Origin of the sequence: Rhodococcus sp. B10 (assembly GCF_011770055.1) — a bacterium.
Taxonomy (GTDB): Bacteria; Actinomycetota; Actinomycetes; order Mycobacteriales; family Mycobacteriaceae; genus Rhodococcoides; species Rhodococcoides kyotonensis_B.
Genome location: NZ_JAAFYV010000021.1, coordinates 20,019 through 45,144, shown reverse-complemented (window position 1 = coordinate 45,144; position 25,126 = coordinate 20,019). Strand labels below are relative to the sequence as shown.

At 65.9% G+C, this 25,126-nt stretch carries 22 protein-coding genes and 1 tRNA gene; 13 read left to right on the top strand and 10 right to left on the bottom strand.

The features are described from left to right. Positions 1-109: 109 nt before the first annotated feature. The gene (locus tag RhoFasB10_RS15245) at positions 110-751 is read left to right on the top strand and encodes a dihydrofolate reductase family protein (protein WP_068423995.1); all 642 of its coding nucleotides are present in this window, start codon (positions 110-112) and stop codon (positions 749-751) included. A 163-nt stretch (positions 752-914) separates the two neighbouring features. Here the strand turns inward: RhoFasB10_RS15245 and RhoFasB10_RS15240 are convergent, their stop codons facing one another. From RhoFasB10_RS15240 to RhoFasB10_RS15225, 4 genes are all read right to left on the bottom strand, one after another. Beyond that, positions 915-1,826 carry a MazG family protein gene (locus tag RhoFasB10_RS15240; protein WP_068423993.1) on the bottom strand — a complete coding sequence of 304 codons (912 nt, stop codon included), beginning with the start codon at positions 1,824-1,826 and terminating at the stop codon, positions 915-917. Continuing rightward, the gene (gene mfd / locus RhoFasB10_RS15235; RefSeq protein ID WP_068423991.1) at positions 1,826-5,464 is read right to left on the bottom strand and encodes a transcription-repair coupling factor; all 3,639 of its coding nucleotides are present in this window, start codon (positions 5,462-5,464) and stop codon (positions 1,826-1,828) included. Before mfd ends, RhoFasB10_RS15240 begins: the two co-directional genes overlap by 1 nt. 120 nt (positions 5,465-5,584) lie before the next feature. Then, complete coding sequence (locus RhoFasB10_RS15230) at positions 5,585-6,223, bottom strand: ScbR family autoregulator-binding transcription factor (RefSeq protein ID WP_068423989.1); 639 nt, start codon at positions 6,221-6,223, stop codon at positions 5,585-5,587. Positions 6,224-6,413: 190 nt separating this feature from the next. Beyond that, a complete protein-coding gene (locus RhoFasB10_RS15225) occupies positions 6,414-7,040 on the bottom strand; it encodes a TetR/AcrR family transcriptional regulator (RefSeq protein WP_084423669.1) in 627 nt (208 codons plus the stop codon). Positions 7,041-7,243: 203 nt separating this feature from the next. Here RhoFasB10_RS15225 and RhoFasB10_RS15220 point away from each other — a divergent pair. The 8 genes from RhoFasB10_RS15220 (at position 7,244) to RhoFasB10_RS15185 (ending at position 14,741) form a co-directional block, all read left to right on the top strand. Next, positions 7,244-7,314: transfer RNA gene (locus RhoFasB10_RS15220), tRNA-Gln, on the top strand. A gap of 49 nt (positions 7,315-7,363) precedes the next feature. After that, entirely contained in the window at positions 7,364-8,836 is a 1,473-nt protein-coding gene (gene glmU, locus RhoFasB10_RS15215; protein ID WP_068424049.1) for a bifunctional UDP-N-acetylglucosamine diphosphorylase/glucosamine-1-phosphate N-acetyltransferase GlmU, read from the top strand. Beyond that, entirely contained in the window at positions 8,836-9,819 is a 984-nt protein-coding gene (locus RhoFasB10_RS15210; protein ID WP_084423662.1) for a ribose-phosphate diphosphokinase, read from the top strand. Before glmU ends, RhoFasB10_RS15210 begins: the two co-directional genes overlap by 1 nt. A gap of 148 nt (positions 9,820-9,967) precedes the next feature. Continuing rightward, positions 9,968-10,618: a hypothetical protein gene (locus RhoFasB10_RS15205; RefSeq protein ID WP_174551390.1), complete on the top strand. Its 651-nt coding sequence runs from the start codon at positions 9,968-9,970 to the stop codon at positions 10,616-10,618. Between the two features lie 86 nt (positions 10,619-10,704). Beyond that, positions 10,705-11,868, top strand: a complete 1,164-nt coding sequence (locus tag RhoFasB10_RS15200; protein ID WP_068424044.1) for a histidine kinase — start codon at positions 10,705-10,707, stop codon at positions 11,866-11,868. Next, entirely contained in the window at positions 11,865-12,518 is a 654-nt protein-coding gene (locus RhoFasB10_RS15195; protein WP_068423987.1) for a response regulator transcription factor, read from the top strand. Before RhoFasB10_RS15200 ends, RhoFasB10_RS15195 begins: the two co-directional genes overlap by 4 nt. A 91-nt stretch (positions 12,519-12,609) precedes the next feature. Then, positions 12,610-13,362 (top strand): ABC transporter ATP-binding protein, encoded by a 753-nt coding sequence (locus RhoFasB10_RS15190; RefSeq protein ID WP_167677061.1) that lies wholly within the window; start codon positions 12,610-12,612, stop codon positions 13,360-13,362. Continuing rightward, positions 13,359-14,741 carry an ABC transporter permease gene (locus RhoFasB10_RS15185; RefSeq protein WP_068423983.1) on the top strand — a complete coding sequence of 461 codons (1,383 nt, stop codon included), beginning with the start codon at positions 13,359-13,361 and terminating at the stop codon, positions 14,739-14,741. The genes RhoFasB10_RS15190 and RhoFasB10_RS15185 overlap by 4 nt, the downstream gene beginning before the upstream one ends. A gap of 34 nt (positions 14,742-14,775) precedes the next feature. Here the strand turns inward: RhoFasB10_RS15185 and egtD are convergent, their stop codons facing one another. From egtD to egtA, 4 genes are read right to left on the bottom strand one after another with little or no spacing between them, the layout of a single operon-like run. Further along, positions 14,776-15,768, bottom strand: coding sequence for an L-histidine N(alpha)-methyltransferase (gene egtD, locus RhoFasB10_RS15180; protein ID WP_068423980.1), 993 nt, complete (start codon positions 15,766-15,768; stop codon positions 14,776-14,778). A 13-nt stretch (positions 15,769-15,781) separates the two neighbouring features. Then, positions 15,782-16,513, bottom strand: a complete 732-nt coding sequence (egtC, locus tag RhoFasB10_RS15175; protein WP_068424042.1) for an ergothioneine biosynthesis protein EgtC — start codon at positions 16,511-16,513, stop codon at positions 15,782-15,784. After that, positions 16,506-17,813, bottom strand: a complete 1,308-nt coding sequence (gene egtB, locus RhoFasB10_RS15170) for an ergothioneine biosynthesis protein EgtB (protein WP_167677059.1) — start codon at positions 17,811-17,813, stop codon at positions 16,506-16,508. Before egtB ends, egtC begins: the two co-directional genes overlap by 8 nt. Continuing rightward, positions 17,810-19,042, bottom strand: coding sequence for an ergothioneine biosynthesis glutamate--cysteine ligase EgtA (egtA, locus tag RhoFasB10_RS15165; protein ID WP_068423976.1), 1,233 nt, complete (start codon positions 19,040-19,042; stop codon positions 17,810-17,812). The genes egtB and egtA overlap by 4 nt, the downstream gene beginning before the upstream one ends. A gap of 160 nt (positions 19,043-19,202) precedes the next feature. Between egtA and RhoFasB10_RS15160 the strand changes: the two genes are divergently transcribed. After that, the gene (locus RhoFasB10_RS15160; protein WP_167677058.1) at positions 19,203-20,372 is read left to right on the top strand and encodes an aminotransferase class V-fold PLP-dependent enzyme; all 1,170 of its coding nucleotides are present in this window, start codon (positions 19,203-19,205) and stop codon (positions 20,370-20,372) included. Here RhoFasB10_RS15160 and RhoFasB10_RS15155 read toward each other — a convergent pair. Next, on the bottom strand, positions 20,323-21,231 hold the full coding sequence (locus RhoFasB10_RS15155) for a DMT family transporter (protein WP_084423661.1): 909 nt from the start codon (positions 21,229-21,231) through the stop codon (positions 20,323-20,325). The two genes, RhoFasB10_RS15160 and RhoFasB10_RS15155, sit on opposite strands and share 50 nt — an antisense overlap. Before the next feature lie 58 nt (positions 21,232-21,289). Here RhoFasB10_RS15155 and RhoFasB10_RS15150 point away from each other — a divergent pair, with 58 nt between their 5' ends. The 3 genes from RhoFasB10_RS15150 to pth all read left to right on the top strand — a co-directional run bounded on the left by RhoFasB10_RS15150 (position 21,290) and on the right by pth (position 23,346). After that, on the top strand, positions 21,290-21,853 hold the full coding sequence (locus tag RhoFasB10_RS15150; RefSeq protein ID WP_167677056.1) for a TetR/AcrR family transcriptional regulator: 564 nt from the start codon (positions 21,290-21,292) through the stop codon (positions 21,851-21,853). Between the two features lie 187 nt (positions 21,854-22,040). Beyond that, positions 22,041-22,685: a 50S ribosomal protein L25/general stress protein Ctc gene (locus RhoFasB10_RS15145; protein WP_206030974.1), complete on the top strand. Its 645-nt coding sequence runs from the start codon at positions 22,041-22,043 to the stop codon at positions 22,683-22,685. Between the two features lie 76 nt (positions 22,686-22,761). Continuing rightward, a complete protein-coding gene (pth, locus tag RhoFasB10_RS15140) occupies positions 22,762-23,346 on the top strand; it encodes an aminoacyl-tRNA hydrolase (protein WP_167677052.1) in 585 nt (194 codons plus the stop codon). A gap of 49 nt (positions 23,347-23,395) precedes the next feature. On the opposite strand, the gene RhoFasB10_RS15135 is transcribed toward pth, so the two are convergent. Further along, on the bottom strand, positions 23,396-25,030 hold the full coding sequence (locus RhoFasB10_RS15135; RefSeq protein WP_167677050.1) for a fatty acyl-AMP ligase: 1,635 nt from the start codon (positions 25,028-25,030) through the stop codon (positions 23,396-23,398). Positions 25,031-25,126: the final 96 nt, after the last annotated feature.

Here is a 25,126-nt window from a genome sequence, read left to right as displayed (position 1 = left end):
ATGTCACATTCATACGATCAGATAGCTTGGGCGCGCCATTCATGCGATGAGTTTCGGGTGCCTGCTCGGTCCATTTCCCGTACTTCAATCATCTACGACGGGAGCGCACGTGCCACAGCTAGTACGAGTCCAGAATTTCAACGTCTCCAGCGACGGCGTCGCGGCGGGGGTGAATCAGAGCTTCGAGAGCCCGTTCGGATTCGATCACTCCGGCATGTTCGCGTGGGCCGGCGCCACCGCGAGTTGGCCGAACCGCACCGATCCGGGCGGCACCCGCGGTCTCGACGACTACTTCACGCGGGACTTCGCGCACAACATCGGCGCCGAGATCATGGGCCGCAACAAGTTCGGGCCGCAACGGGGGCCGTGGGAGAACCTCGAGTGGGAGGGCTGGTGGGGTGACGAACCGCCCTTCCACACACCCGTTTTCGTTCTGACGCACCACGAACGCCCGTCGATCACGCTCGGCGAGACGACCTTCCATTTCGTCGACGCCGACGCCGCAACCGTGCTCGACCAGGCGAAGAAAGCAGCCGACGGCCGGGACGTGCGATTGGGTGGTGGCGTCACCACCATCCGCGAGTTCCTCGACGCGGACCTCGTCGACACCATGCATGTAGCCGTCTCCGACTTGGAGCTCGGGGACGGCCTGAAGCTCTGGGAATCGCCCGACGAGCTGAACGACCGCTTCGAACACGAAGTTGTCCCCAGCCCCAGCGGCGTGACGCACCATCTGTTCTGGCGTAGGTAGTCGGGGCCGCGATCGCTTGAATGGTTCATCCATACGATCTGATGGCTTGGAAGCGTCATTCATGCGGGGGTGGCCGCGGGCCCGGCTGGAGCGAGGGCGGCCCTCGGTCACTCCGAGTGACCGAATGTCACCCTCGCTCCGGAAAGCGGGGAAACGAAAACCCCTACTTCCGGCCCCAATTCTCGATCCACTCGATGGCGGTGAGCTTTCCCGGCTGCGCGCCGTGGAGCTTGGCGGATTCCTCGGCACCTCGGACGCGCCGGGCGAAGTCGAGGACGTTCCGACGCAACAGGTCCTCGGCGCTCTCGCCGCCGTGACTGTGGTCGACCCCGATGTGGACGGTGCGCAGGTCGTCGGGTACGAGTTCATCGGGCAGCCCGGCCTTGGTAGCGCGCGCAACGACCTTCTGCGCCAACGCAAGTGCGGGCTGGGCCATCGCGATGCCGTCGAGGCAGGATCCACGCGCCTTCTCGGCCGCCTTGCGTTCTTCCCACGCCTTCTCCTGCGTGGCGACGTCGATCGGACCCGTCGAACCGTCGGTCAGATGGGGTGTCCGGTGGGTCAGTTTGGTGACCAGACCGGCGGCGACGTCGTCGACGTCGAACGCGTTCTCCTCGGCGTCCTGCGCGATGCGTGAGTGGAAGAGTACCTGCAGCAGAATGTCGCCGAGTTCCTCCTTCAGATCGACGAGGTTGCCGCTGTGGATGGCGTCGAGCAGCTCGTAGGTCTCTTCGAGGAGGTAGCCACTGAGCGACGCATGTGTCTGCTGCGCTTCCCATCCCCCGATCGTGCGGAGGCGATCCATCAGTACCACAGCTGCGATGAGGTCGTCGCCGGGTAGCTTGGGCGACTCGACGACGCGGTCACCGCGCCTGATCCGATCCAGCACATCGGGATTACGGGGATCGGTGCTGACGAGCACGGCCGCGGACCCGTCGGCGCGCGCGGTCCCGGAGAAGAGCCATCTGGTCCGCACCGGTACTTCCTCGGTGAATTCCACTACCCCGCTGAGGAATTCGATCGCCTCGGCCGGGACCATCGTCGGCCGGGCCGGATCGAGCAGCACTACCGTCATCACACCCCCACAGTCTGCTCCAGCAGCACCGATCGAGACGGCTTGCCGTCCAAGGACAAGATCAGATCGGCGATGAACTGGACCAGTTCGACGTCGCGTACACGGGCGGCGCCGACGCCACCACCCTCGACGCGCGGCAGCGGCAGCTGCACGACGCCGGTGGTGGCACGGTACTGCGCGTTCGGGTAGAGCCGCTTGAGGCGAATCTGTTTGGAGTCGGGAAGATCCATCGGAGCCAGCTTGACCTGGGTTCCCGCGACAGTGATGTCGGTGAGGGCGTACTCCTTCGCGATGAGCCGAAGTTTCGCGACCGACACCAACCGTCCGACTTCCTCGGGCAGCGGACCGTATCGGTCGGTCAGCTCGTCGACGACAGCCTTGATCTCGTCGGAATCCGATGCGGCAGCGAGCTTTCGGTACGCCTCCAGCCGAAGCCGATCGCTGGTGACGTAGTCGGGCGGAATGTGCGCGTCGACCGGAAGATCGATACGCACCTCCTTGGGCGCCTCGTCCGTCGTGATCGGCTTGCCGTCGGCCGCCGCGCGGTAGGCCTCGACGGCCTCACCGACGAGCCGCACGTACAGATCGAATCCGACGCCCGCCACGTGACCGGACTGCTCGGCGCCGAGAACGTTACCGGCGCCGCGGATTTCGAGGTCCTTCATCGCGACGGCCATACCGGCACCGAGATCGGAGTTTTGCGAAATGGTCGCGAGCCTGTCGTACGCGGTCTCGGTCAACGGCTTCTCGGCCGGGTACAGGAAGTACGCGTATCCCCGTTCGCGGCTTCGCCCGACGCGTCCTCGCAGCTGATGCAGCTGCGACAGACCGAGAGAATCACTGCGTTCGACGATGAGTGTGTTGGCATTGGAGATGTCGAGGCCGGTCTCGATGATGGTGGTACACACCAGCACATCGGTCTCGCGCTGCCAGAAGCCCTGCACCGTCTTCTCCAGCGTCTCCTCGTTCATCTGGCCGTGAGCCGTCGCGACGCGCGCCTCGGGCACCAGGTCACGAATACGCTTGGCTGCCTTGTCGATCGAGCTGACACGGTTGTGGACGAAGAACACCTGGCCGTCGCGCAGGAGTTCGCGTCGGATAGCCGCGGCCACCTGCTTGTCGTTGTACGCACCGACGTACGTGAGGATCGGGTGGCGCTCCTCGGGCGGGGTGAGGATGGTCGACATCTCCCGGATGCCGGCAAGACTCATCTCCAACGTACGAGGAATAGGCGTCGCCGACATCGTCAGGACGTCGACGTGCGTCCGCAGCGACTTGATGTGCTCCTTGTGCTCGACGCCGAATCGCTGCTCCTCGTCGACGATGACGAGACCGAGGTCCTTCCACGTGACGCCGGTCTGCAACAGGCGGTGCGTTCCGACGACGATGTCGACGGTCCCGTCGGCGAGACCGGTCATCACCTCTTTGGCGTCGGCGCCGTGGGTGAAGCGGGACAGACCCTTCACTGTCACCGGGAACGACGCCATGCGGGCCTGGAACGTCTGCAGGTGCTGTTGCGCCAGAAGGGTTGTCGGCACGAGCACGGCGACCTGTTTCCCGTCCTGCACCGCCTTGAACGCCGCGCGCACCGCGATCTCGGTCTTGCCGTATCCGACGTCGCCGAGGATGACGCGGTCCATCGGAACCGCCTTCTCCATGTCGGCCTTGACTTCGGTGATGGCCGTCATCTGGTCCATCGTCTCGGTGAACCCGAACGCGTCTTCCATCTCGCGCTGCCACGGCGTATCCGGGCCGAATGCGTGACCTGGCGCGGCCTGGCGTGCGGCGTACAGCTGCACGAGCTCGCCTGCGATTTCGCGAACGGCCTTGCGCGCCTTGCGTTTCGTATTGGCCCAGTCGGATCCGCCGAGCTTGCTCAGCGCAGGCAGCTCACCGCCGACGTAGCGCGAGAGCTGGTCGAGCGAGTCCATCGGCACGAACAACCGGTCACCGGGATGACCGCGCTTGCTCGGTGCGTATTCGATGACGAGGTATTCCCGACGCGCACCGCCGACCGTCCGCTCGATCATCTCGACGAACCGGCCGATGCCGTGCTGATCGTGTACGACGCTGTCGCCCGCGACCAGTGCGAGCGGGTCGACCTGATTCCGCCTCTTGGCGGGCATCTTTCGGCCTTCGGCCGCGGTGACGCGGTTGCCGGTGAGGTCGCTTTCGGTGACGACGACGAGTCCAGCGTCGGGCAGAATCAGTCCCTCGTGCAGCGAACCGCACAGGACGCTGACGACGTCGGGCAGCGGCTCGGCACCCGAGTCGATGTGCGCCGCAGGCACATCCGCCTCGCCGAGTCGCTCGATGATGCGCGTAGCGGTGCCCGCCCCGGCGACGGCGATGACGGCGCGACCGCCCGTCGACACATGTCCGCGCAACATCGCGAAGACACCGGCCAGTAGTTCCTCGGAGCCGCGGACCTCGGGGACACCTTCGATGGCGAGTTCGACCTCGTCGTCACTGCCGGAAGCCAGCGGACTGATGGTCCACCACGGGCGACCGTGTGCCTCGGCGGATTCCCGAACCTGCCGCAGCGAGCGATAGGCGGATGCACCGAGATCGAGGCCGACACCGCCCAGGCTGGACGTATCGAGTGTCGACGCGTCGAGTGGGGCCGCGCCGCCGACGGACGCCGCCGTCCACGACGCTTCGAGAAATTCCTGCCCGGTGCGCACCAAATCGGTTGCGCGCGTACGGATTCGCTCGGGATCGCAGAGCAGGACGTGAGCACCACGCGGAAGGATGTCGGCGAGCAGCTGGAGTTCGCCGGGCTGAAGCAACGGCAGCAGCGCCTCCATGCCTTCGACCGGAACGCCACCGGACAATTTGTCGAGCATCTCGACGAGAGCCGCGTCGGCCTGGTTGTCCGCGCTCAGCGCCGCGGCACGATCGCGGACTTCCTGCGTCAGGATCAGTTCCCGACACGGCGGGGCGATGACCGAATCGACCTGGACGTCGGCCAGAGATCGCTGATCGGCGACGGAGAACGCGCGGAGCTCGGTGACCTCGTCACCCCAGAACTCGACGCGCACCGGGTGATCGGCCGTCGGCGAGAAGATGTCGAGGATGCCGCCGCGGACGGCGAACTCTCCACGTTTGCCGACCATGTCCACGCGGGTGTAGGCGAGCTCGACGAGACGGTGGATCAGGCCGTCGAAGTCGGTCTCGACGCCGACCTTCAACGTGACCGGCTCGATCTCCCCCAGCCCCGGAGACATCGGTTGCACGAGTGAGCGGACCGTCGTGACGATGACCTGGATGGGCGGGCCGTAATCGGCGTCGTCGGGACGCGCGAGGCGGCGCAGCACCTGCAGTCGCTTGCCGACGGTGTCCGCGCTGGGCGAGAGACGCTCGTGCGGCAGCGTCTCCCACGACGGGAACTGCACCACCGAGTCACCGAGGATCTGCTCGAGTTCGGCGGTCAGCTCGTCGGCTTCACGCCCGGTCGCGGTGACCACCAGAACCTGCGTCCGCTCGGCCATCGCTGCCGCGACGAACGGCCTCGACGCGTTGGGGCCGACCAGAGTGCGTTCGGCGGCACCCACCGCCTCGGCGACGGACTGCAGCGTCGCGTCGGCGAGAGCGACGCGCGCGAGACCCGACAGATGAAGCGAAGAATCGGAAGGCAACTGCGGGGCTCCTGAGCAAGATCGGCACGACTGTCAGTCCGGCATCCACCCCGCAGGACGGGGCGGAAAACCGGCGATCGCGCTCGATCCTATCCGGCCGTACCTGGCGAGGCGGAAGCCCTAGTGCCGGATGACCCGTCGTGCTGCGAACTCACGGAAGTACTCGAGCTTGCCCGGCGTCACGAGAGACGGGAGCAGGTAGTACCACAGACGTTCCATGCGCGACGGCAACTCGGCAGTGTTGGCCGTGGCCACGGCCACCATGTGCACGCCGGTCAGGATCTCGAGGACCAGCGAGCCGATGGTCCTGGAGTCTGCGGTCGAATCGATGTCGCCCTGCTTGATGGCCTTGGCCGCCAGGGTGTCGAACGCATCCGCCCACCCGGCCATGACGTTGCCCTGGGTTCCGCGGTAGTCGCCGATCTGGTGGCTGAGCCGCAGCATGGCCGACACCATGGGATCGCTGACCGACAGATCCACCACGATGTACGAGATACCGATCGCTGCTTCGAGAGCGGGGATGCGGCCGTCGTTGAACTGCCTGCACGCCGTCGTCAGTCGCGTGTTTCCCTCGTCGATGACCGCGCGGGCCAGCTCTTCCTTCGACCCGAAGTGGAAGTACAGAGCACCCTTGGTGACCTGAGACTGAGAAATGATCTCGCTGAGACTCGCATTCGCGTAGCCGAGACGCAGGAATACGTTCGCTGCGCCCGCCAAGACGGTGTCGCGAGTTATCTCGGCGCGGGCCTGTCTGACCATTGATTCCGCCTTCGCAATACTGGGCCGCCACTGCGCAAATTACGAACGAACGGTACCACCCGGTGGCTTTACGGCCTCTCTCAACTTGCTTCCGGTCCGAACAATTATCACCTGCACGTGTGACGTGCATCTCACCGCAGTGAAAGCGACTGTACTCGCTCTTTTGCTCACGAGAGTGAAAATGGACCGCTCATTCCTCGCCCAATTGCGGTGCAGCCTCCAGATTGGTGAGACCGTTCCAACACAGATTGACAACGTGAGCCGCTACCACTTCCTTGGACGGTTCACGGACGTCGAGCCACCACTGTGCCGTCATCGACACCATGCCGACGAGTGCCTGCGCGTACAGGGGCGCGAAACCGGCATCGAATCCGCGACGCGTGAAGTCGCCCGCGAGTATGTGCCCGACCTTGCTGACGGCGTCGTTGAGCAGGGACGAGTACTTGCCGTCGGCAGCGGCGACGGGAGAGTCTCGCACCAGGATGCGGAAGCCGTCGGTGCGCTCCTCGACGTACGTGAGCAGGGCCAACGCGACACGTTCGACGCGGATGCGCGACCTGTTGTTCTCGAGCGACGACGTGATCATCCACAACAGAGTGGACATCTCGCGGTCGACGATGACGGCGTAGAGGCCTTCCTTGCCACCGAAATGTTCGTAGACGACGGGCTTGGACACGTGCGCGCGACCGGCGATCTCCTCGACCGACGTCGCCTCGTACCCGCGCTCGGCGAACAACGAGCGACCGATCTCGATCAACTGCTCGCGGCGCTGCGTCCCGGTCATGCGTACGCGCGGCGGACGCTCGGGTTCGGACATGACAGCCTCCCACGGTTCTCGCTCGTCCCCCGACCGTCGCGGAGCCTCGGTCACGAGCCTAATGGTGCGTCGGACACGTTTTACGGCAGCGGTTCGACTGACAACCACATCTCATGCGAGACTCGTTGCGCTCGGCGGTGGAGCCGTGGCTGCGTAACCTGGGTGATTGGGTCGCGGGGTCACTACGAAACCGCTGGTCATGATCCGCCGTGGTGTAATGGCAGCACCTCTGATTTTGGTTCAGATAGTTCAGGTTCGAGTCCTGGCGGCGGAGCGAAGAAGCCTTTGGATCAGTTATGCGCGATTTTCGCCGAGGAGCTCAGTTGCCAGTGCACACCGCCGTGGTCGTTCTCGCAGCGGGTGCAGGCACCCGAATGCGGTCGAAGACTCCGAAGGTTCTCCACGCACTCGCCGGCCGCACGATGCTCGCCCACGCGCTGCACGCAGCCGCCGACCTGGGGCCGGACTACCTCGTCACCGTCGTCGGCCACGACCGCGAGCGCGTCACCGAGGCCGTCGACGAGCTCGGCGTCGAACTCGGACGCACCATCCACACGGCCGTCCAGGACAAGCAGCTCGGTACCGGCCATGCGGTGCAGTGCGGACTGCAGGCACTGCCCGAGGACTTCGAGGGCACCGTCGTCGTCACCGCCGCGGACGTGCCCCTTCTCGACGGCCACACCCTCAAGGCTCTGCTCGACGAGCACCTGAGTGCTCCGACCAAGGCCGCCGCGACGATCCTGACGTTCGTCCCCGCCGACGCCAACGGATACGGGCGCATCGTGCGTACCGACGACGGTGAGGTCGGCGAGATCGTCGAGCACTCCGACGCCACCCCCGAGCAGATCTCGATCACCGAGGTCAACTCCGGTGTCTACGCGTTCGACGCGGCCGCACTGCGTACGGCACTCGGACGGATCAGTACGCAGAACGCGCAACAGGAGCTGTACCTGACCGACGTGGTCAAGATCAGCAAGAGCAGCGGCCTGTCCGTCTACGGCACGCAGCTCGCCGACCCCGACCTCGTCATGGGCGTCAACGACCGCGTTCAGCTCGCGCGCGTGACGGCCGTGCTGAACCGCCACATCGTCGAGAAGCACATGCGGGCGGGCGTGACCGTCGTCGACCCGTCGACGACGTGGATCGACATCGACGTCACTCTCGGCGCGGACGTGCGTCTCGAGCCGGGAGTGCAGTTGCTCGGCAACACGCACGTCGGCGAGGACGCCGTCGTCGGCCCGGAGACCACGCTGCGCGACGTCGTCGTCGGCGATCGCGCCTGCGTCGTTCGCACGCAGGCAGAGCTGGCACACATCGGGCCCGGCGCCACCGTCGGGCCCTTCGCATATCTCCGTCCGGGGTCGGAGATCGGCACCGGCTCCAAGGTGGGCACGTTCGTCGAGACGAAGAACTCCACCATCGGCAACCATTCCAAGGTCCCGCACCTGACCTACGTCGGCGATGCGACGATCGGCGAACACTCCAACATCGGAGCGTCGTCGGTCTTCGTGAACTACGACGGCGTCAACAAGTCGCGGACCGTGGTCGGCTCTCACGTACGCACGGGATCGGACAACATGTTCGTCGCTCCCGTCCGCGTGGGCGACGGCGCCTACACCGGAGCAGGAACAGTGCTCCGCAACGATGTACCACCGGGGACGCTCGCCGTTTCCGCTGGTTCCCAGCGCAACATAGAGGGCTGGGTCGAGAAGAAGCGTCCAGGCACGGCCGCAGCGGAAGCTGCAGCACGCGCACTGGCCGCCGAGTCGCATGAATCGAAGGACGGCGAACAGTAGTGACCACCCCTAATTGGATCGACAACCAGAAGAACCTCATGCTCTTCTCGGGTCGAGCCCATCCGGAACTCGCACAGCAGGTGGCGAAAGAACTGGGGATCGAAGTCACCCCTCAGACGGCGCGGGACTTCGCCAACGGCGAGATCTTCGTCCGCTTCGAGGAGTCGGTTCGCGGCTCCGACGCATTCGTGCTGCAGAGCCACCCGTTCCCACTCAACACCTGGTTGATGGAACAGCTCATCATGATCGACGCTTTGAAGCGTGGTTCGGCCAAGCGCATCACCGCGATCCTGCCGTTCTACCCGTACGCCCGCCAGGACAAGAAGCACCGTGGCCGCGAACCGATTTCGGCTCGCCTCGTCGCCGACCTGCTGAAGACCGCAGGCGCCGACCGCATCATCACCGTCGACCTGCACACCGATCAGATCCAGGGCTTCTTCGACGGCCCCGTCGATCACATGCACGCGCACAGCCAGCTCGCCGAGCACATCCGCGACAAGTACAGCCTCGAGCACATCACCGTGGTCTCCCCCGACTCGGGCCGCGTCCGCGTCGCCGAGAAGTGGGCCGACAGCTTCGACGGCGCACCGCTCGCCTTCATCCACAAGACGCGTGATCCGTTGGTGCCCAACCAGGTCAAGTCCAACCGCGTCGTCGGTGACGTCGAAGGCCGCACCTGCATCCTGATCGACGACATGATCGACACCGGCGGCACCATCGCCGGAGCCGTCAAGGTCCTCAAGGAAGCCGGCGCAGGCGACGTCGTCATCGCCGCCACCCACGGCGTCCTGAGCAACCCGGCCGCAGAGCGTCTGGCTGCATGCGGTGCCAAGGAAGTCGTCGTCACCAACACCCTGCCGATCACCGAGGACAAGCGCTTCGACACGCTCACCGAGCTGTCCATCGCGCCGCTCCTCGCCCGCACCATCCGCGAGGTCTTCGAAAACGGTTCCGTCACAAGCCTGTTCAACGGATCTGCATAGGCTTCAGCAGTCCGCTCGGTATCTTTTCGCACCGTCCCGCACATCCCCCCTGGTCGAATGAGCTTGATCACTACGGTGATCGAAAAGCGCAGTTCGGCCGGGAGGGGGTGTGCGGGACGGCTTGCGTTGTGCCCTAAGATGGTTCGTCGTGATCGACGCACAAACTCTGGACAGCCCGGCTGCAACTTCTACCGTCCGAATCGCTCGTTGGACCCCGGGTGGGTGCGTCTGGTGCGGCAGCACCGACTCGATCGAGGACTATCGCAACGAGCCTCGCTGCGGCCTGTGCCGTGAAAAAGAAGCCATCATCGACGAGGCCAAGCACTTCATCGGCATGTACGGCCTCCGCCCCCTCGGCGGCACGCTCGCATCGGACGACGAGGAAGAGCGTGAGTACCGCGTCACCGCTCGTGACGCCCGCGCCGTCCTGAACAGCATCCGCCTCGAGAAGCTGCCGGACCCGGCCGCCGTCCGCAAAGCGTTGCGCCCCAGGGCCGCTGCGGCCGTCGCTGCCCCGCGTGTGGCTCCGAGCACCTCGTCGTCTTCGTCCTCGGCTCCCGCGAAGGCACCCGCACCGAAGAAGGCGCAGGCCGGTGTCACCGGCATCGACCTGATCGAGCTGCAGTCGCGCGTTCAGAAGCTGCTCGGTCAGCTCACCGGAATCGACGAGCAGATCGCCGCGCTCGACGGCCAGCAGAGCCTGCCCGCTCGTGCGCGTCTGAAGGATCTCGACAAGCAGCGCACGACGGTACTGACGACCCTCGCCGCGCTCGAGAAGGCTCGTCGCCGCACCAACTGATGCCGCTGCGCGGCCCGTGCGTGATTAGTTGGACTGGAGTCCGACTATGCACGCGCGGGTGGCGCAGCCGCACTAGGGTGGATCGGGTGTTCAGGTCGCTCACGCGCTTTCAGATCGCCCTCGACGTCGGTTTCGCCGTCGTCTTCATGGTGCTTCTGTCCAGCGCGGCGATCGCACACAACGGTGTCGCCGCCATCGTCGTCCTCGTCGGATACGGTGTGGCACTTGCGTTGCGGAGGCTGTCCCCGGCGTCGGCGCTCGGTCTGTCGTGGATCTGCGCGATCGGTCAGATGGCCGCGGGCCTCGGCACCCAGGCAGCCAACATCGCCATCCTGTTCGTGCTCTTCGCGACGGCCGCGTACGGATCCACTCGTATCCGTCAGCTCGGCCTGGCGTCGGTGGTGGTGGGCGGTGTCGTCGCCGCACTGTTCCTCACGTTCGTCGGCGGCGACGCAGACTTCCTGTACGAGGGCACGCGCACCGCGGGCGAGTACGTCCGCCAACTCGTCATCGTGCTCGTCGGATCGTGGGCGATACTCGGGCTGTCGTGGTCGCTCGGCCGCATCGCGCTGGCGAATCGCACCACGATCGAGGAGAAACATCAGCGGGCCCTGGCCGAGATGGAACAGGCACAGGCGTTGCAGGACATGGCCGTCGAGCACGAGCGCAACCGCATCGCCCGCGACATGCACGACATCGTCGCGCACTCCCTCGCCGTCGTCATCGCACAGGCCGACGGCGCCCGCTACGCACGCGCCTCGGATCCCGAGTCGGTCGACAAGGCCCTCGGCACCATCGGGGCCACCGCGCGCGATGCGTTGCGCGACGTCCGCGGAGTGCTCGCCCAACTCCGTCACAGCGCCGACGACGTCCCCGCTACCGAGTCGCAGGACCTCGGCACACTCGTGGATCGCATGCGCACGGCGGGGCTGCGAATCGACCTCACCGGCGCAGAGGACGTCGACGCGCTCGGTGCGAGTGGACAGCTCACGTTGTATCGCATCGCGCAGGAGGCGTTGACCAATGCCCTCCGCCACGGGGATTCGTCGCACCCGGTCTCGGTACACCTGGAGTCCGACGACGCAGGCACGACCATGACCGTGCGCAACCGCGTGCGCAGCACCGAAGGTTCGGGCGGACACGGCCTGGTAGGAATGCGTGAGCGGGCAGCACTGTCCGGGGGAACGTTGACGACCGGTCTCGACGAAGGAGTATGGACACTCGTGGCACGAATCCCGGTAGCCCGATGACACGGATCCGCGTCGCGCTCGTCGACGACCAGCAACTGTTTCGAGCAGGCATCAGGATGCTCGTGTCGTCGCAACCCGATCTCGAGTTCGTCGGCGAGGCCGGAAACGGCCGTGAGGGAGTCGACTTGGCGACGACAGCATCCCCCGACGTCGTGCTGATGGATATCCGCATGCCCGTGCTGGACGGTATCGCGGCCACCGAGGAGATCGTCGCCGCGTCGGCGACTCCCCCGAAGATCGTGGTGCTGACGACCTTCGACCTCGACGAAAGCGCAGCGCGCGCCATCAAGGCGGGCGCGAGCGGATTCGTGCTCAAGGACGCGGACCCCGAGTTCCTACTGGCCGCCATCCGCACGGTGCATGCAGGAAATTCGGTGATCGCCGCGTCGGCGACGACGGCGCTGCTGAACCACTTCACCGAGACACCTGCCGACCCGGTCGTTCCGGAGCCGTTCACTCGCTTGACCGCCCGCGAACAGGAGATCTTCCGGCTCGCGGCGAAAGGCATGAGCAACTCCGAGATCGCGACGAGCGAGTACCTCAGCGAGGCGACGGTCAAGACCCACATCAGCCGAATCTTCACCAAACTCGACGTGCGTGACCGAGTGCAGTTGGTGGTGTACGCGTTCGAGCACGGGTTGGTGAGCTGACGCACCCTTAGCCACACATCATCCCCGAGATGTACGACGACTGGCCTGCAGCCTGATTCTTCTGCGGCCGCGCGCTTCTAGCGTTTCAGGCATGACCACAACACATCCGCCCGTCGCTCGGGTACACCAGGTTCGCAAAAGCTACGGGGACACGACGAACACCGTCCACGCTCTCGACGGCGTGTCCCTCGACATCCATCGCGGCGAATTCACCGCGATCATGGGGCCGTCGGGCTCCGGCAAGTCGACGCTGATGCATGTCATGGCCGGCTTGGACTCGGTCACGTCCGGCCGCGTCGCGCTCGCCGACACCGACATCACCGATCTCGGCGACGACGCCCTCACCGAACTGCGGCGTCGGCAGATCGGGTTCATCTTCCAGTCGTTCAATCTCGTTCCGACGCTGGACGTCCGGGCGAACATCATGTTGCCGTTCGAGCTCGACGGCCGCGCACCCAGCGATGCGGAAGCGGCCTGGGTCGAGCATCTGATCTCGACGCTCGGTCTCGGTGCACGGACGGGTCATCGGCCACATCAATTGTCCGGCGGCCAACAGCAACGCGTCGCGATCGCTCGGGCACTCGGGTCGCGTCCACACCTGATCTTCGCCGATGAGCCCACCGGGAATCTCGATTCCCGCACCGGGCGCGAAGTGCTGTCGCTGCTTGCCGCAGCCGTGCGCGAGTACGGACAGTCGATCGTCATGGTCACCCACGACCCCGTCGCGGCCGGGTACGCCGATCGCATCGTGTTTCTCGCCGACGGACACATCGTCGACGAGCGTCGCCGATCGACACCCGAACAGATCTCCAGCTACATGCTCGCGATGGAGACGGCGGCATGAGGGCGATGACGAACTCGTCCGGACGACGAGAGCACGGTGCGAGCATTCTGGTGACGGCGTTGGCGTCGTTCTTCGGTGTCGTCCTGATCCAGGCGACGGCGTTCCTGCTCGACATCTTCGGGGACGACGGCGAGGGCTCGGTCGCGATCGCACTGTACTGCGTCGCCATGGTCTTCATTCTGCTGGCGTTGTACGTTGCTGCGGTCGTCACGGCCAACACCTTCGGGACCATCGTGGCGGGACGCACCAAAACCATTGCGTTGCTCCGACTTCTGGGCGCGTCCGGCCGCGAGCTACGCCGTTCGGTGTCGCGCGAAGGACTGTCCGTCGGATTCTTCGGAGCGGCAGTCGGACTCGTGGTGGGCGTCGCATCCAGCCACCTCGCGCGGGCGATTGCCGTGTCTTCCGGCAAGCTGCCCGACGTCGCCTACACGACGGTTCAGCCCCTTGTTGCGACGCCCGTCGTCATCGTCGTCGGAACCACGTGGGCCGCGTCGTACATCGGGGCGAAACGGGTACTGGACGTCACGCCGATCCAGGCCACCGGGGCCGTCGTCGACGTGCCAGGAGGCAGTGCGCCACGACGCACCGCGCGTACGGCGTCGGCGATCGTCCTGATCGCGGGAGGCGTGATTCTGCTCGGCCTGGGTGTCGTCGTCGGAACCGTCACGCCCGCAGGTGTTCTCGTTGCGTTCGCCGGCGGGGCCGCGTCGTTCACGGGAGTCATGGTGGGTGCGCGTCGGATCGTGCCGTGGTTGCTGCGGGTGGTGGGTCGACTGTTCGGAGCCTCGCCGTCGGCGCGGCTGGCGTCAGCCAACGCCACGCGGTACCCCGAACGGAGTACGCGCACCGCGCTGGGTCTGCTGATCGGGGTGACGCTGGTGGTGACGTTCTCCGTCGCGATGTACAGCTACCGTTCGATGCTCGAGAACGAGTTCAGTGCCGAGTCGCTCGATCAGGTTCTGACCGTGACCGTCGGTATCATGACCGGCTTGATCGGGTTCTCCGGTGTGATCGCCGCGGTCGGAATGGTGAACAACTTGTCGCTCAGCGTCATGCAGCGGACCCGCGAGCTGGGGCTGTTGCGCGCACTCGGCTTCACGCGCAAGCAGATTCGCAGCATGATCGTGTCCGAGAGCGCGCAGATGGTGATCGCATCGATGGGGTTCGGGCTGCTGCTCGGCATCGTCTACGGGTGGGCCGCGGCGCAGTCGCTGCTGGGGTCGATCGCGCAGTCGGGCATCACGGTGCCGACACTCCCGTGGGCCGTCATCGCGGGGACGGTGCTGTGCGCCGCAGTGCTCGCCCTCGTCGCATCGCTGGTCCCGTCGCGTCGAGCCACCAGGATCTCGCCGGTTGTCGCGCTGAGTGAGGCATAGCCACCCGTGCATGGAAAGTCGTAGCCCAGGCCAGCTATCCGCGCACAGGCGCCGAAGGCGCCCTTCGCGCAAGGATCAACGCGAATCGATCCTGCGGATCGGTCCAGAACTCGTCGATGCGGAAGCCCGCGTCGACGAGTTCCTGCTCGATACCGTCGCGCCTGAACTTCGCCGAGATCTCCGTCCGCAGCTCTTCGCCGTCCTCGAAGGTGACGTCCAGATCGAGATCGTCGATCCGGACGTGCTGTGTTCCCTTGGCACGAAGGCGCATCTCGATCCACTCGGCCTCGGAGTTCCACAGAGCGACGTGCTCGAACTTCTCGGGATCGAAGTCGGCACCCAGGCGAGAGTTGAGTACCGACAACACGTTCCGATTGAATTCGGCCGTGGTGCCGATCGAGTCGTCGTACGCCGGAACGAGAACGTCGGGATCGATCACCAAACCCACTCCCAGAACGAGGAATTCGTCGGCGACGAGTGCCTGCGCGATGTCGGCGAGAAAGATCGCTCTCTCGTCGGGCACGAGATTGCCGAGCGTGCCGCCCAGGAATGCGATGGTCCGACGTCCGTCGGCAGGCAGGTTGTGCAGCGTGTCGGTGAAATCGCTGACGATCCCCTGTATCTCGAGCGCGGGAAACTCCTGCGAGAGCTGCTCGATCGCTCCCGTCAACGCGGACGGAGACACGTCCTGCGGAACGTACTTGCGCAGCGAGCCGTGCTTCGTTCCGGCGGCAAGCAGCAGACGGGTCTTGTCCGACGAGCCGGAACCGAGCTCGACGAGAATCGCGGCGTCGGTGCGCTCGGCGATGTCGTACGCGTGCGCTTTGATGAGAGCACGCTCGGTGCGGGTCGGGAAGTATTCGGGGAGTTCGGTGATCTGCTCGAACAGCTCGCTGCCCGCGGCATCGTAGAACCATTTGGGCGACAACCACTTCGGCGACGCCGTCAGACCCTGCCGCACATCGGCGCGTAGATCGTCGAGCAGCCGTTCCGGCGAGATGTGGACGTCGAGCGCGGTGTCGGACATGGGTCTCCTTCGGTCAAAGATCGGTGATGTCGATGTGACCCGGTCGAGCGCACACGAATTGGTGATCGCCGATCGGGGTCCACGCGGGGTTGTCGTCGAGCGGTTCGGACGCCACGGTGACGGAGTCGCCGGTGTCCAACACCGCGAGCGAGTGATACATGGTGGTGGCGTACAGGGTTCGGCCGTCGCCGAGAAGGAGATTGAGCCGAGGTTTCGGCGACGCGGCCTGAACCCGGGATGCCAACTCACGCAGGGCCTTCTCGGGTTCGTGGTCGCGCAGGAGGTGCCTCAGGATGACCCACAATGCGGCGGAATCCGTCGGAGCGGGCAGCGTCAACAGATCGAGCGTCGGGACCTCGGACGCGAGTTCGACCAGTACCTCGGGAAACCCGAACACGACCCCGTTGTGGCTGAAGGCCCAGGTGTCGTCGGTGAACGGCGCGCAGGCGCTGCGTTCGACCGGCATGCCGACCGTCGCGGACCGTACTGCGGCGACGACCGCCGTGGATTCGACGCCGGCCAGAACGTCGTCGACGGCAGGATCGGACCAGATCGGCATCGCATTGCGGTAGGAGGACACACCACCTCGACCCCACCACGCGGCACCGAAACCGTCGGCATTGATGGTTCCCCCGCCGCGCATGTCCTTCGGTGCGTAGGACTGCACACGCAGAGAATGGGAACCGGCCGTCAGTACGTCACCGACCCCACGGAGGGGCCCGAGATAGCCCAGATGCCTACACATCGACGACGTCTCGCGCACAGCGGATTCCGGAGAATATCTGCCTGCGAATCGGGTGGTCCCAGTTGCGGAACGTGCCGCGGCAGGCGACCTCGTCGGTGCCGAAGGAACCACCGCGCAGCACGCGATAGTCCCCACTCCAGAACACCTCGGAGTACTCCGCGTACGGGAACGCCTCGAATCCCGGATACGGCTCGAAGCTCGACGACGTCCACTCCCAGACGTCGCCGATCAGCTGCTGCACGCCCTGCGCCGACGCCCCTGCCGGGTAGGCGCCGACGTCGGCCGGCTCGAGATGTCGTTGACCGAGGTTGGCGTGCGCCTCGCTGGGTTCGGCGTCGCCCCACGGGTACTTGCGCACTGTCCCCGTCGTCGGGTCGAACCGCGCGGCCTTCTCCCACTCGGCCTCGGTGGGCAGACGCTTGCCTGCCCAGCGCGCATACGCCTCGGCCTCGAAGAAGCACACGTGCACGACGGGCTGATCCGGACGTACCTGCGCCGAGACACCGAACGCCCGACGCCACCACGCACCGCCCGAGTCGCGCTCCCAGAACTGCGGTGCCTGCAGCTTCTCGGCAGTCCGATGCGCCCAGCCGCGTTCGCTCCACAGTTCGGGCCGTTCGTAGCCGCCCGCATCGATGAACGCGGCGTACTGAGCGTTGGTGACAGGGGCGACGTCGATCGCGAACGACGGCACGTAAGTCGAATGTGCAGGCCGTTCGTTGTCGAGCGCCCACGGGTCGAGCGAGGTCCCCATCGTGAACTCCCCACCTGCGACGACGACCTCCCCCGACGCGGGCACACGGGCCGGCGGGGGCGGAGGCGCCGTCAGCACCGCAGGGCCGACGCGCAACTGATGCGTCGCCAACATCGTCTCGTCGTGCTGCTGTTCGTGCTGCGCGACCATGCCGAACGCGAACCCGTCGCGTTCGAGTCGACGGCCGTCCAGCGGGCTGGTGCCCAGCACGTCCCACACCTTGTCGCGCACCGTCGAGACGTACGCGCGCGCTTCGTCGGGCGTCAGAAGCGGTAGCGACGGCCGGCTCGACCTGGAGTGCTTGAACGCGTCGTACAGTTCGTCGATGTCGCGGCGCACCGGCTCACGGCCACCGACGTCGCGAACCAGCCAGAGCTCTTCCTGGTTGCCGATATGCGCGAGGTCCCACACCAGTGGGCTCATCTGCGGCGAATGCTGTGCGATCAGATCCGTCTCGTCGACGCACTGAGTGAGGGCTTCGCTGCGGGCCCGGCTGCGCGTCAGGACCTTCTCGACGGCACTTCTCAGCTGCTCGGTCTCGGTCATACCGGCTCCCTGTCGGTCGAACGTCTCGGAACGGTCGACGTCGGTGTTTCGCCGCGGCGACATCGCTCGGCGGTGAGCATGAGCATCTCGCCGTACTCGACGGAATGTTCGGCGGCGAGGCGCAGCACATCCTCGGCCCCGTGCCGGAATTCGGCGTCGGCGAGGCCGACCCGGGCTGCGTCCGTCCACCGGCCCGACGTCGGACCTGCAATCGAACAGGCCGCGTCGGTGACGGCCGGGCTGGACAACAACGCGTCGAACGCGGCGGCGGGAACGACCCACTGGTTGTCCGGCTGCGCGTCGAGATATCGGATCTCGAGATGCCCGCATGCCCGTACGTGCGGAAACAGCGTCGTGAGGTGGTAGTCCAGGTCGGCTTCGGTGGGACGGCGGCCGATCGGTGCTTCGTCGGCGATCCAGTCCGCGAACGACATTCCCTCCGGGGCCTCCCAGTTCTCGGTCTCCCCGCGAATACACAGCAACGGCACGTCGACGGCCCAGGCTGCGTAGTCGGTCATGGGGTCACCGGTGCTCGGGACGTCGGTGCGCGAGCCGTCCAATTCCAGCCACGTGCGCATGCGTTGCGACGCCCACCCGTCGTCCGGCGCGCCGTGCAGCTGCGGCGAACACGCGAAGGCCGCGACGAATGCAGGACCGATGGCCTCGAGCATCTGCCACCTGCGCGTGACGTCGGCGCGGTCCGCCCCGGCGTCGACGCTGATCTGCGTCGCGGCGGTGTTGCACATCATCAGTTTGCCGAACGGGCCGATGGTGGTGAAGCGGTTCTCCATCGCGCAGTAACGCGGCAGAACCAGAAGGCGCCTCGCGGCACGCTCGGTGTCCGCGGGAATCGACGAGAGGGCGACGCCGTGAGTGCGGAGCAGGTCCTCGACGTGGAGGGCGTCGGAATCGACTGCGTCCTGTAGTTCGCGCACCGAAGCGAACGGCGAGCTGGAAAGTTCTATCTGGCCGCCCGGTTCGATGGTGACGGCGCTTCCGCCCGGCAGAGGCGAGGCGGGTGAATCAGGTGAGATGCTGCGCGGCGCGAACTCTCCCAGAGCGGTCGCGAGATGGTCGAGAGACGGCCTGTCGCCGTCGGCAGTGTGCGTCAGAAATTCCAATTCGGCACCGATGAGCTGCGGTGGACCGAGTTTGAAACAGACACTTGCGACATATGCTTCTGCCGCTGGGCGCGAACTCAATTCGAGGGACTTCTCGTTGGACGACATGGGAGCCTCCTAGCTCTCGTCCCCACTACCCCGGGTGGTATCACCGAAAACGCGCGGGCCGTTGGCGCCCGAACGGCTTCCCGTGTGAAAGCCTGTCTTCGACACTAGCCACGAGTTCACCACAGCGCACCGACAAATACCGTCTCCGGAAGGCGCCGAGATGTTCGACCTGGACCGAATCCGTCGCGATACCCCTGCCGCGGAGACCACCGTGTTCCTCGACAGCGCAGGATCCTCGCTCCCACCGACACCGGTCGTCGAGACCGCCGTCGCGCATCTGCGTCGGGAAGCGGAGGTCGGCGGCTACCGGGCAGCGAACGAACGCATGTCCGATCTCGCGGGCGTCAAGAGTTCGATCGCGACGTTGATCGGAGCACACGCGTCGGACATTGCGTTGAGCGACAGCGCAACTCGCGCGTGGAGCGATTTCTTCTATTCGATCCCGCTGGCCGAGGGCGACCGCGTGCTGCTGTGCGAGGTCGAGTACGCGAGCAACGCGATCGCGGCGCTGCAGCGGGCCGAGGCTGTCGGAGCCGTCGTCGAGTTCGTGCCGAGCGATCCGAGCGGGCAGATCGACCTCGACGCGTTCGAGAAGATGCTCGACGATTCCGTCCGCGTCGTCTCGCTCGTGCATGCACCGACCAACGGTGGATTGGTCAATCCGGCGCGTGAGGTCGCCGAACTGGCTCACCGCCACGACGCGCTCGTACTGCTCGATGCGTGCCAGTCGATCGGCCAGATACGCGTCGACGTCGACGAACTCGGCGTCGACGCACTCAGCGCGACCGGTCGAAAGTGGTTGCGAGGACCGCGCGGCACCGGATTTCTGTACATGCGTCCCGAGTTGGCGACGACCCTCGAACCGCCCGCTCTCGACCTGCACAGCGCGCAGTGGACGGGCGAGAACGACTTCCGGCTCGCGCCCGACGTGACGCGCTTCGAGTTCTGGGAATGCGACGTCGCGGCCCGGCTGGCGTTGGGTACTGCCGTCGACTATCTGCTCGACATCGGCATCGACAACGTCCAGGAAGCCGTCGTCGAACGCGCCGAGTATCTGCGCGCGGCGCTGCGTGGTGTGGGCGGGGTGACCGTGCACGACCTCGGTGAGCGCAAGAGCGGCATCGTCTCGTTCACCGTCGACGGCAAGGCGCCGATCGACGTACGCGATGCCCTCGCTCAGCGAAACGTGACGGTCACCGTCAGCCATCGGCGTTCGACGCTCGTCGACATGACACAGCGTGGACTCGACGCCGTCGTCCGGGCGTCGCCGCACTACTTCGTCACCGTCGAGCAATTGGACGAGATGGTCGCGGCGCTTCGCGCCTCGTGAGCGCGAATGTACAGCGGGCTATATATTCGCGCGCACAGACGACGGAGGCGCCGATCACCGCCAACCACGTGATCGGCGCGTCGAACATCAGGAAGGCCCACACCATCGTCGTCGCGGGCGTCAGAAGCAGCAGACTGCTCGCGGTGGTCGCGCCGCGGCGTCGCACCACGAACAGGTAGACGCCGTACGCGCCGAACGTCGACAACACGACCAGCCACCCGACGGCCACCCAGAATCCCGACGTCATGGGAGGCGCCACGTCGTCGGTGACGACGTTCCACGCCATGAACAACGTCGCCGCGACTGCACCCTGAACGAACATCGCGAGGGGGATCGGATCGTTCGTCTGCATCCTGCGCTCGAGCACGGTGCCGACGGACAACGAGAGCATCCCGACGACCGGGAGCAGATACGCCGGCCACGCCGCGCTGCCGCCACCGAGGTCACCCGCGACGACGAGAATCACCCCGCCGAAGCCGACGGCCATCGCGACCGCACGCTCTCGCCCGAACCGCTCGCCGAGCAGACGCGTCGACAACGCGGCGACGACGAGGGGCTGCATCGCGGCGATCAGTGCGGACGTGCCGGCGGGGACCCCGGCCGCGACACCCGCGAAGATGCACGCGAGGTAGAGGAACTGACAGAAGAAGCCGAGCACCACCTGTCTGCGAACGCTCGTCCACGTCGGGCGCAGTCCCCTGAACCAGCACCACAGCCCCAGGATCACGACGGCGACCACGTAGCGCCAGCCCAACAGCGTGTTCGCCGACGTGTAGGCCGTCCCCAGTTCCGCGCCGATGAACCCGGAGCTCCACAGGATCACGAGAGAGATCGAGGCAACAACGTCCGTTCGAGTCATACCAGCGAGGTAACCATACAGGTCTGTATACTTGCAGTGGACCTGTGAAGGAGACCACATGACGAAGGCGCTCACGCCTGCCGGCGAACGCATCCTGACCGTCGCCAGCGCGCTGTTCTACGACCGCGGAATTCGTGCTGTCGGCGTCGACCTCATCGCCGACGAGGCAGGCACGACGAAGAAGACCCTTTACGACCGGTTCGGATCCAAGGACGGGCTGGTCATGCACTACCTGCAGCGGCGCTTCGAACGGTGGTGCGCTTTCGTCCTCGACTACCTGGAGCCACTGCCCGCGGGATCCGAGCGCATCCTCGGCGTCTACGACGCGTTGGCCGCGTGGATGCGCGACAACCACCGCGGATGCGGGTTCGTCAACGCGTTCGCCGAGTACGGCGGCACGGACCACCCGGCACTCGACGTCATCCGCTCGGAGAAGGAGTGGACGCGGGCACTGTTCGAGCGCTTGGCCACCGAAGCAGGCCTGGCGTCGCCCCACGAACTCTCGGTGCGACTGTCCCTGATCCACGAGGGTGCCGTCGTCATGAGCACCGCGGGAGCACGCGACGACGCGGTCCACGTGGCGCGTGATGTCGCGACACGACTCGTGCACGAAAACACATAGCCCGCTATGCATTGTCGTGCACGTGCGCCGCAGGCGCCCATGGTGTAAAGTATTCCGGGTTGTCTCGGCGAGGGTAGGTCCCCGACAGGAACTACCGTGATCGACGCGGCTCGGCCCCTGGGCCTTGCTCGTTCGTGTCTGCCCCGACGAAGCCAAGTCCACCCAGTGAATGCAGGAGCCGTTCTTCATGTCAGACACCAACAACCTCAAAGCGATCGTCCGCACCGAATTCGGCAAGGGCGCAGCTCGTCGCACGCGTCGCGACGGCCAGGTCCCCGCAGTTCTGTACGGACACGGCACCGACCCCCAGCACCTCGCGGTCGACTACCGCGCATTCGCCGCCATCCTGCGTAAGGACGGCACCAACGCTGTTCTGTCGCTCGACATCGACGGCAAGGAGCAGCTCGCGCTGACCAAGTCGGTCGTCGTTCACCCGATCAAGCGCAACATCGAGCACGCCGACCTCCTCGTTCTGAAGAAGGGCGAGCGCGTCACCGTCGAGGTCAACATCGTCGTCGAGGGCGATGCAGCTCCGGGCGCACTCGTCACCACCGACACCGCCGCCGTCGAGATCGAGGCAGACGCGCTGTCCATCCCCGAGTCCCTCGAGGTCTCGGTCGAGGGCGCCGAGATCGGCACCCAGATCACCGCAGCAGACCTGACGCTGCCGTCCGGCGTCACCCTGGTGTCCGACCCGGAGACGCTGCTCGTCAACGTCGTCGAGGCTCCGTCCGAGGCTGCACTCGAGGCAGAGGCCGAAGGCGACGAGGCTCCGACCGGCGACGTCGTCGACGAAGAAGGTGCATCCGAGGAGAGCTCCGACGAGAGCTGATCTCACCTGCTCGAAACGCGCCGCTCCCCATGGTCGGGAGCGGCGCGTTTTTCGTTTCGCCGCTCGATGAGAAAGTATGAACACCGTGAACGACACCGCGCTGATCGTCGGCCTCGGCAATCCGGGGCCGCAGTACGAGACAACTCGCCACAACGTGGGCTTCATGGTCGCGGACGTACTCGCGGCACGCATCGGCGCGAAGTTCTCGTCGCACAAGAAGTCGAATTCCGATGTCGTGCAGGCACGTTCGAACGATCGCCCCGTCGTCGTCGCGAAGCCTCGGACGTTCATGAACCTGTCCGGCCAACCCGTCGCGGCGCTGGCGCGCTTCTTCTCCGTCGAACCGGCGAACATCATCGTGATTCACGACGAGCTGGACATCGACTTCGGCACCATTCGACTCAAGGTCGGCGGCGGCGAGGGCGGCCACAACGGATTGCGGTCGATCTCGCAGCACCTGTCGACGAAGGACTACCAGCGCGTGCGCGTCGGCGTCGGCCGCCCGCCGGGCCGGATGGATCCGGCCTCCTACGTTCTCAAACCGTTCTCGGCCGCGGAACGCAAGGACCTCGGCGTCATCTGCGAGGAAGCCGCCGACGCGGCCGAACTGATCCTGCGCGTCGGGCTGGAGGCCGCGCAGAATCAAGTGCACATGCGCTGACGCTCCCGTGCGTGCGAATGTGTAGCCCTCTATACATTCGCACGCACGACTAGCCCAGCAACGCAGCCGAATTCGCGCGACGCAGCTTGCCCGACGACGTCTTCGGAATCGAACCCGGCCCGAGCACGGCGACGGTACGCGGGCGCACTCCGACCTCCGAGTACACCGCGTGCACGAGTTCGCGTTCGATGCGCTTGACCTCGTCGGGATTCTGATAGTCGTTCGTTTCGACTGCGACGGCGAAGCTTTCGCGCTTCTCCCCCGCGTCGAGCCGGATCGCGACGGCGTTACCCGGCCGCACTCCCTCGACCGACGCGGCGGCTCGCTCGATGTCGGTCGGATAGATGTTGCGGCCGCCCATGATGATGACGTCCTTGATGCGACCGCACACCACGACGAGTCCTTCTTCGGTGAAGTAGCCGACGTCGCCGGTATCGAGCCACCCGTCGGAATCCTGGGTGGGCACCGGACCGTCGACGGTGATGTACCCCGGCGTGACGGCCTTGCCGCGGACCTCGATGATGCCGACACCGCGCGGGGTGAGAACCTGCCCCTCCTTGTCGACGACGCGTCCCTCGAGCCCTGGAACCATCTTGCCGAGCGTCGCGAGCCGTCGGACGTTGCCCTTCGTCGCGGGAACGGCACGGCCCATGGCTTCGAGCAGGTCCGCGTCGACGACGTCGAGAACCTGCCCCTGCCCCGGATCCGGAATGGACACTGCCAGCGTCGTTTCCGCCATTCCGTACACCGGAGCAAGGGCATGTGGATCGAGCCCGTACGGCGCACCGGCCTCCGCCAACGCGATCATGGTGTCGGGGTCGACCGGCTCGGCACCGTTCCACGCGTACCGCAGCGTGCTGAGGTCGAGATCCATACCGTCCTCGGCCTGACGAAGCCGGCGAGCCAACAGCGAGTACGCGAAATTCGGTGCGGCCGTGACGGTCCCGCGATACTTGTGAATCAGCTTGGCCCACAACAGAGGTGAACGCAGAAATTCGAGTGGCGTCACGCTGACGACCTCGGCACCGACCTGCATCGGCACGGTCAGGAACCCGACCATCCCCATGTCGTGGAACAGCGGGAGCCAGCTGATCATGACGTCGGAGTCGACGTCGAACTTGATGCGATCGATCATCGCGTAGGCGTTGACGTAGAAGTTCTCGTGCGTGATCCGCACGGCCTTCGGCGACCCGGTGGATCCGGAGGTCAACTGCTGCAACGCGATATCGGACTCGTCGGTCGGAATCGGGTCGACGTCGCGACCGCCCCGCATGTCCTCGATCTTCAGCACCGTGATGCCGCGCTCCTCGAGCACCGGCGCGGCGATGTCGAACGGGGCACCGAGGATCACCGCTTTGGCCTCGATCATGGTCACGACCGTCTCGGTGTCCTCACCCCACACCGCCAGATCGGTGCGCGGCGTCGGCTGATGCAGCATGGTGACCGAACCACCGCGCATCCACGCCGCCTGACACGCAGGGGCGATGTCGACGGGTTGACCGGCGAGAATGCCGATGGCGTCACCGTGGCCGATGCCCGCGTCGGCAAGCGCTCCCGCCATCTTGCGCGCCACCCGATGGATCTCGCCCCACGACTGTCGGAGAGCCTCGTCGGGTTCACCCGTGACGAGCCCGCGGGGACTGCTCGCCGCCGTGGCGAACATTTCTTCCGTGAACTTACTCATGGGCGTCTCCTCGCTCGTCCAGCGTCGCGCTTACGGGTATTCCATCGAAGCTCCGTGCGGGAACCGTTACCGCTCCTGGCTCCGAGTACCCTGGTA

What these genes read in the sequence shown, in the direction of transcription:
- RhoFasB10_RS15160 (WP_167677058.1), top strand. Translation starts at nt 19,203, where the DNA reads ATGTTCGACCTGGACCGAATCCGTCGCGATACCCCTGCCGCGGAGACC.
- RhoFasB10_RS15155 (WP_084423661.1), bottom strand. Translation starts at nt 21,231, where the DNA reads ATGACTCGAACGGACGTTGTTGCCTCGATCTCTCTCGTGATCCTGTGG.
- RhoFasB10_RS15195 (WP_068423987.1), top strand. Translation starts at nt 11,865, where the DNA reads ATGACACGGATCCGCGTCGCGCTCGTCGACGACCAGCAACTGTTTCGA.
- RhoFasB10_RS15240 (WP_068423993.1), bottom strand. Translation starts at nt 1,826, where the DNA reads ATGACGGTAGTGCTGCTCGATCCGGCCCGGCCGACGATGGTCCCGGCC.
- egtD (WP_068423980.1), bottom strand. Translation starts at nt 15,768, where the DNA reads ATGTCCGACACCGCGCTCGACGTCCACATCTCGCCGGAACGGCTGCTC.
- egtC (WP_068424042.1), bottom strand. Translation starts at nt 16,513, where the DNA reads ATGTGTAGGCATCTGGGCTATCTCGGGCCCCTCCGTGGGGTCGGTGAC.
- RhoFasB10_RS15135 (WP_167677050.1), bottom strand. Translation starts at nt 25,030, where the DNA reads ATGAGTAAGTTCACGGAAGAAATGTTCGCCACGGCGGCGAGCAGTCCC.
- RhoFasB10_RS15190 (WP_167677061.1), top strand. Translation starts at nt 12,610, where the DNA reads ATGACCACAACACATCCGCCCGTCGCTCGGGTACACCAGGTTCGCAAA.
- RhoFasB10_RS15230 (WP_068423989.1), bottom strand. Translation starts at nt 6,223, where the DNA reads ATGGTCAGACAGGCCCGCGCCGAGATAACTCGCGACACCGTCTTGGCG.
- RhoFasB10_RS15185 (WP_068423983.1), top strand. Translation starts at nt 13,359, where the DNA reads ATGAGGGCGATGACGAACTCGTCCGGACGACGAGAGCACGGTGCGAGC.
- egtA (WP_068423976.1), bottom strand. Translation starts at nt 19,042, where the DNA reads ATGTCGTCCAACGAGAAGTCCCTCGAATTGAGTTCGCGCCCAGCGGCA.
- pth (WP_167677052.1), top strand. Translation starts at nt 22,762, where the DNA reads ATGAACACCGTGAACGACACCGCGCTGATCGTCGGCCTCGGCAATCCG.
- RhoFasB10_RS15225 (WP_084423669.1), bottom strand. Translation starts at nt 7,040, where the DNA reads ATGTCCGAACCCGAGCGTCCGCCGCGCGTACGCATGACCGGGACGCAG.
- egtB (WP_167677059.1), bottom strand. Translation starts at nt 17,813, where the DNA reads ATGACCGAGACCGAGCAGCTGAGAAGTGCCGTCGAGAAGGTCCTGACG.
- RhoFasB10_RS15150 (WP_167677056.1), top strand. Translation starts at nt 21,290, where the DNA reads ATGACGAAGGCGCTCACGCCTGCCGGCGAACGCATCCTGACCGTCGCC.
- RhoFasB10_RS15145 (WP_206030974.1), top strand. Translation starts at nt 22,041, where the DNA reads ATGTCAGACACCAACAACCTCAAAGCGATCGTCCGCACCGAATTCGGC.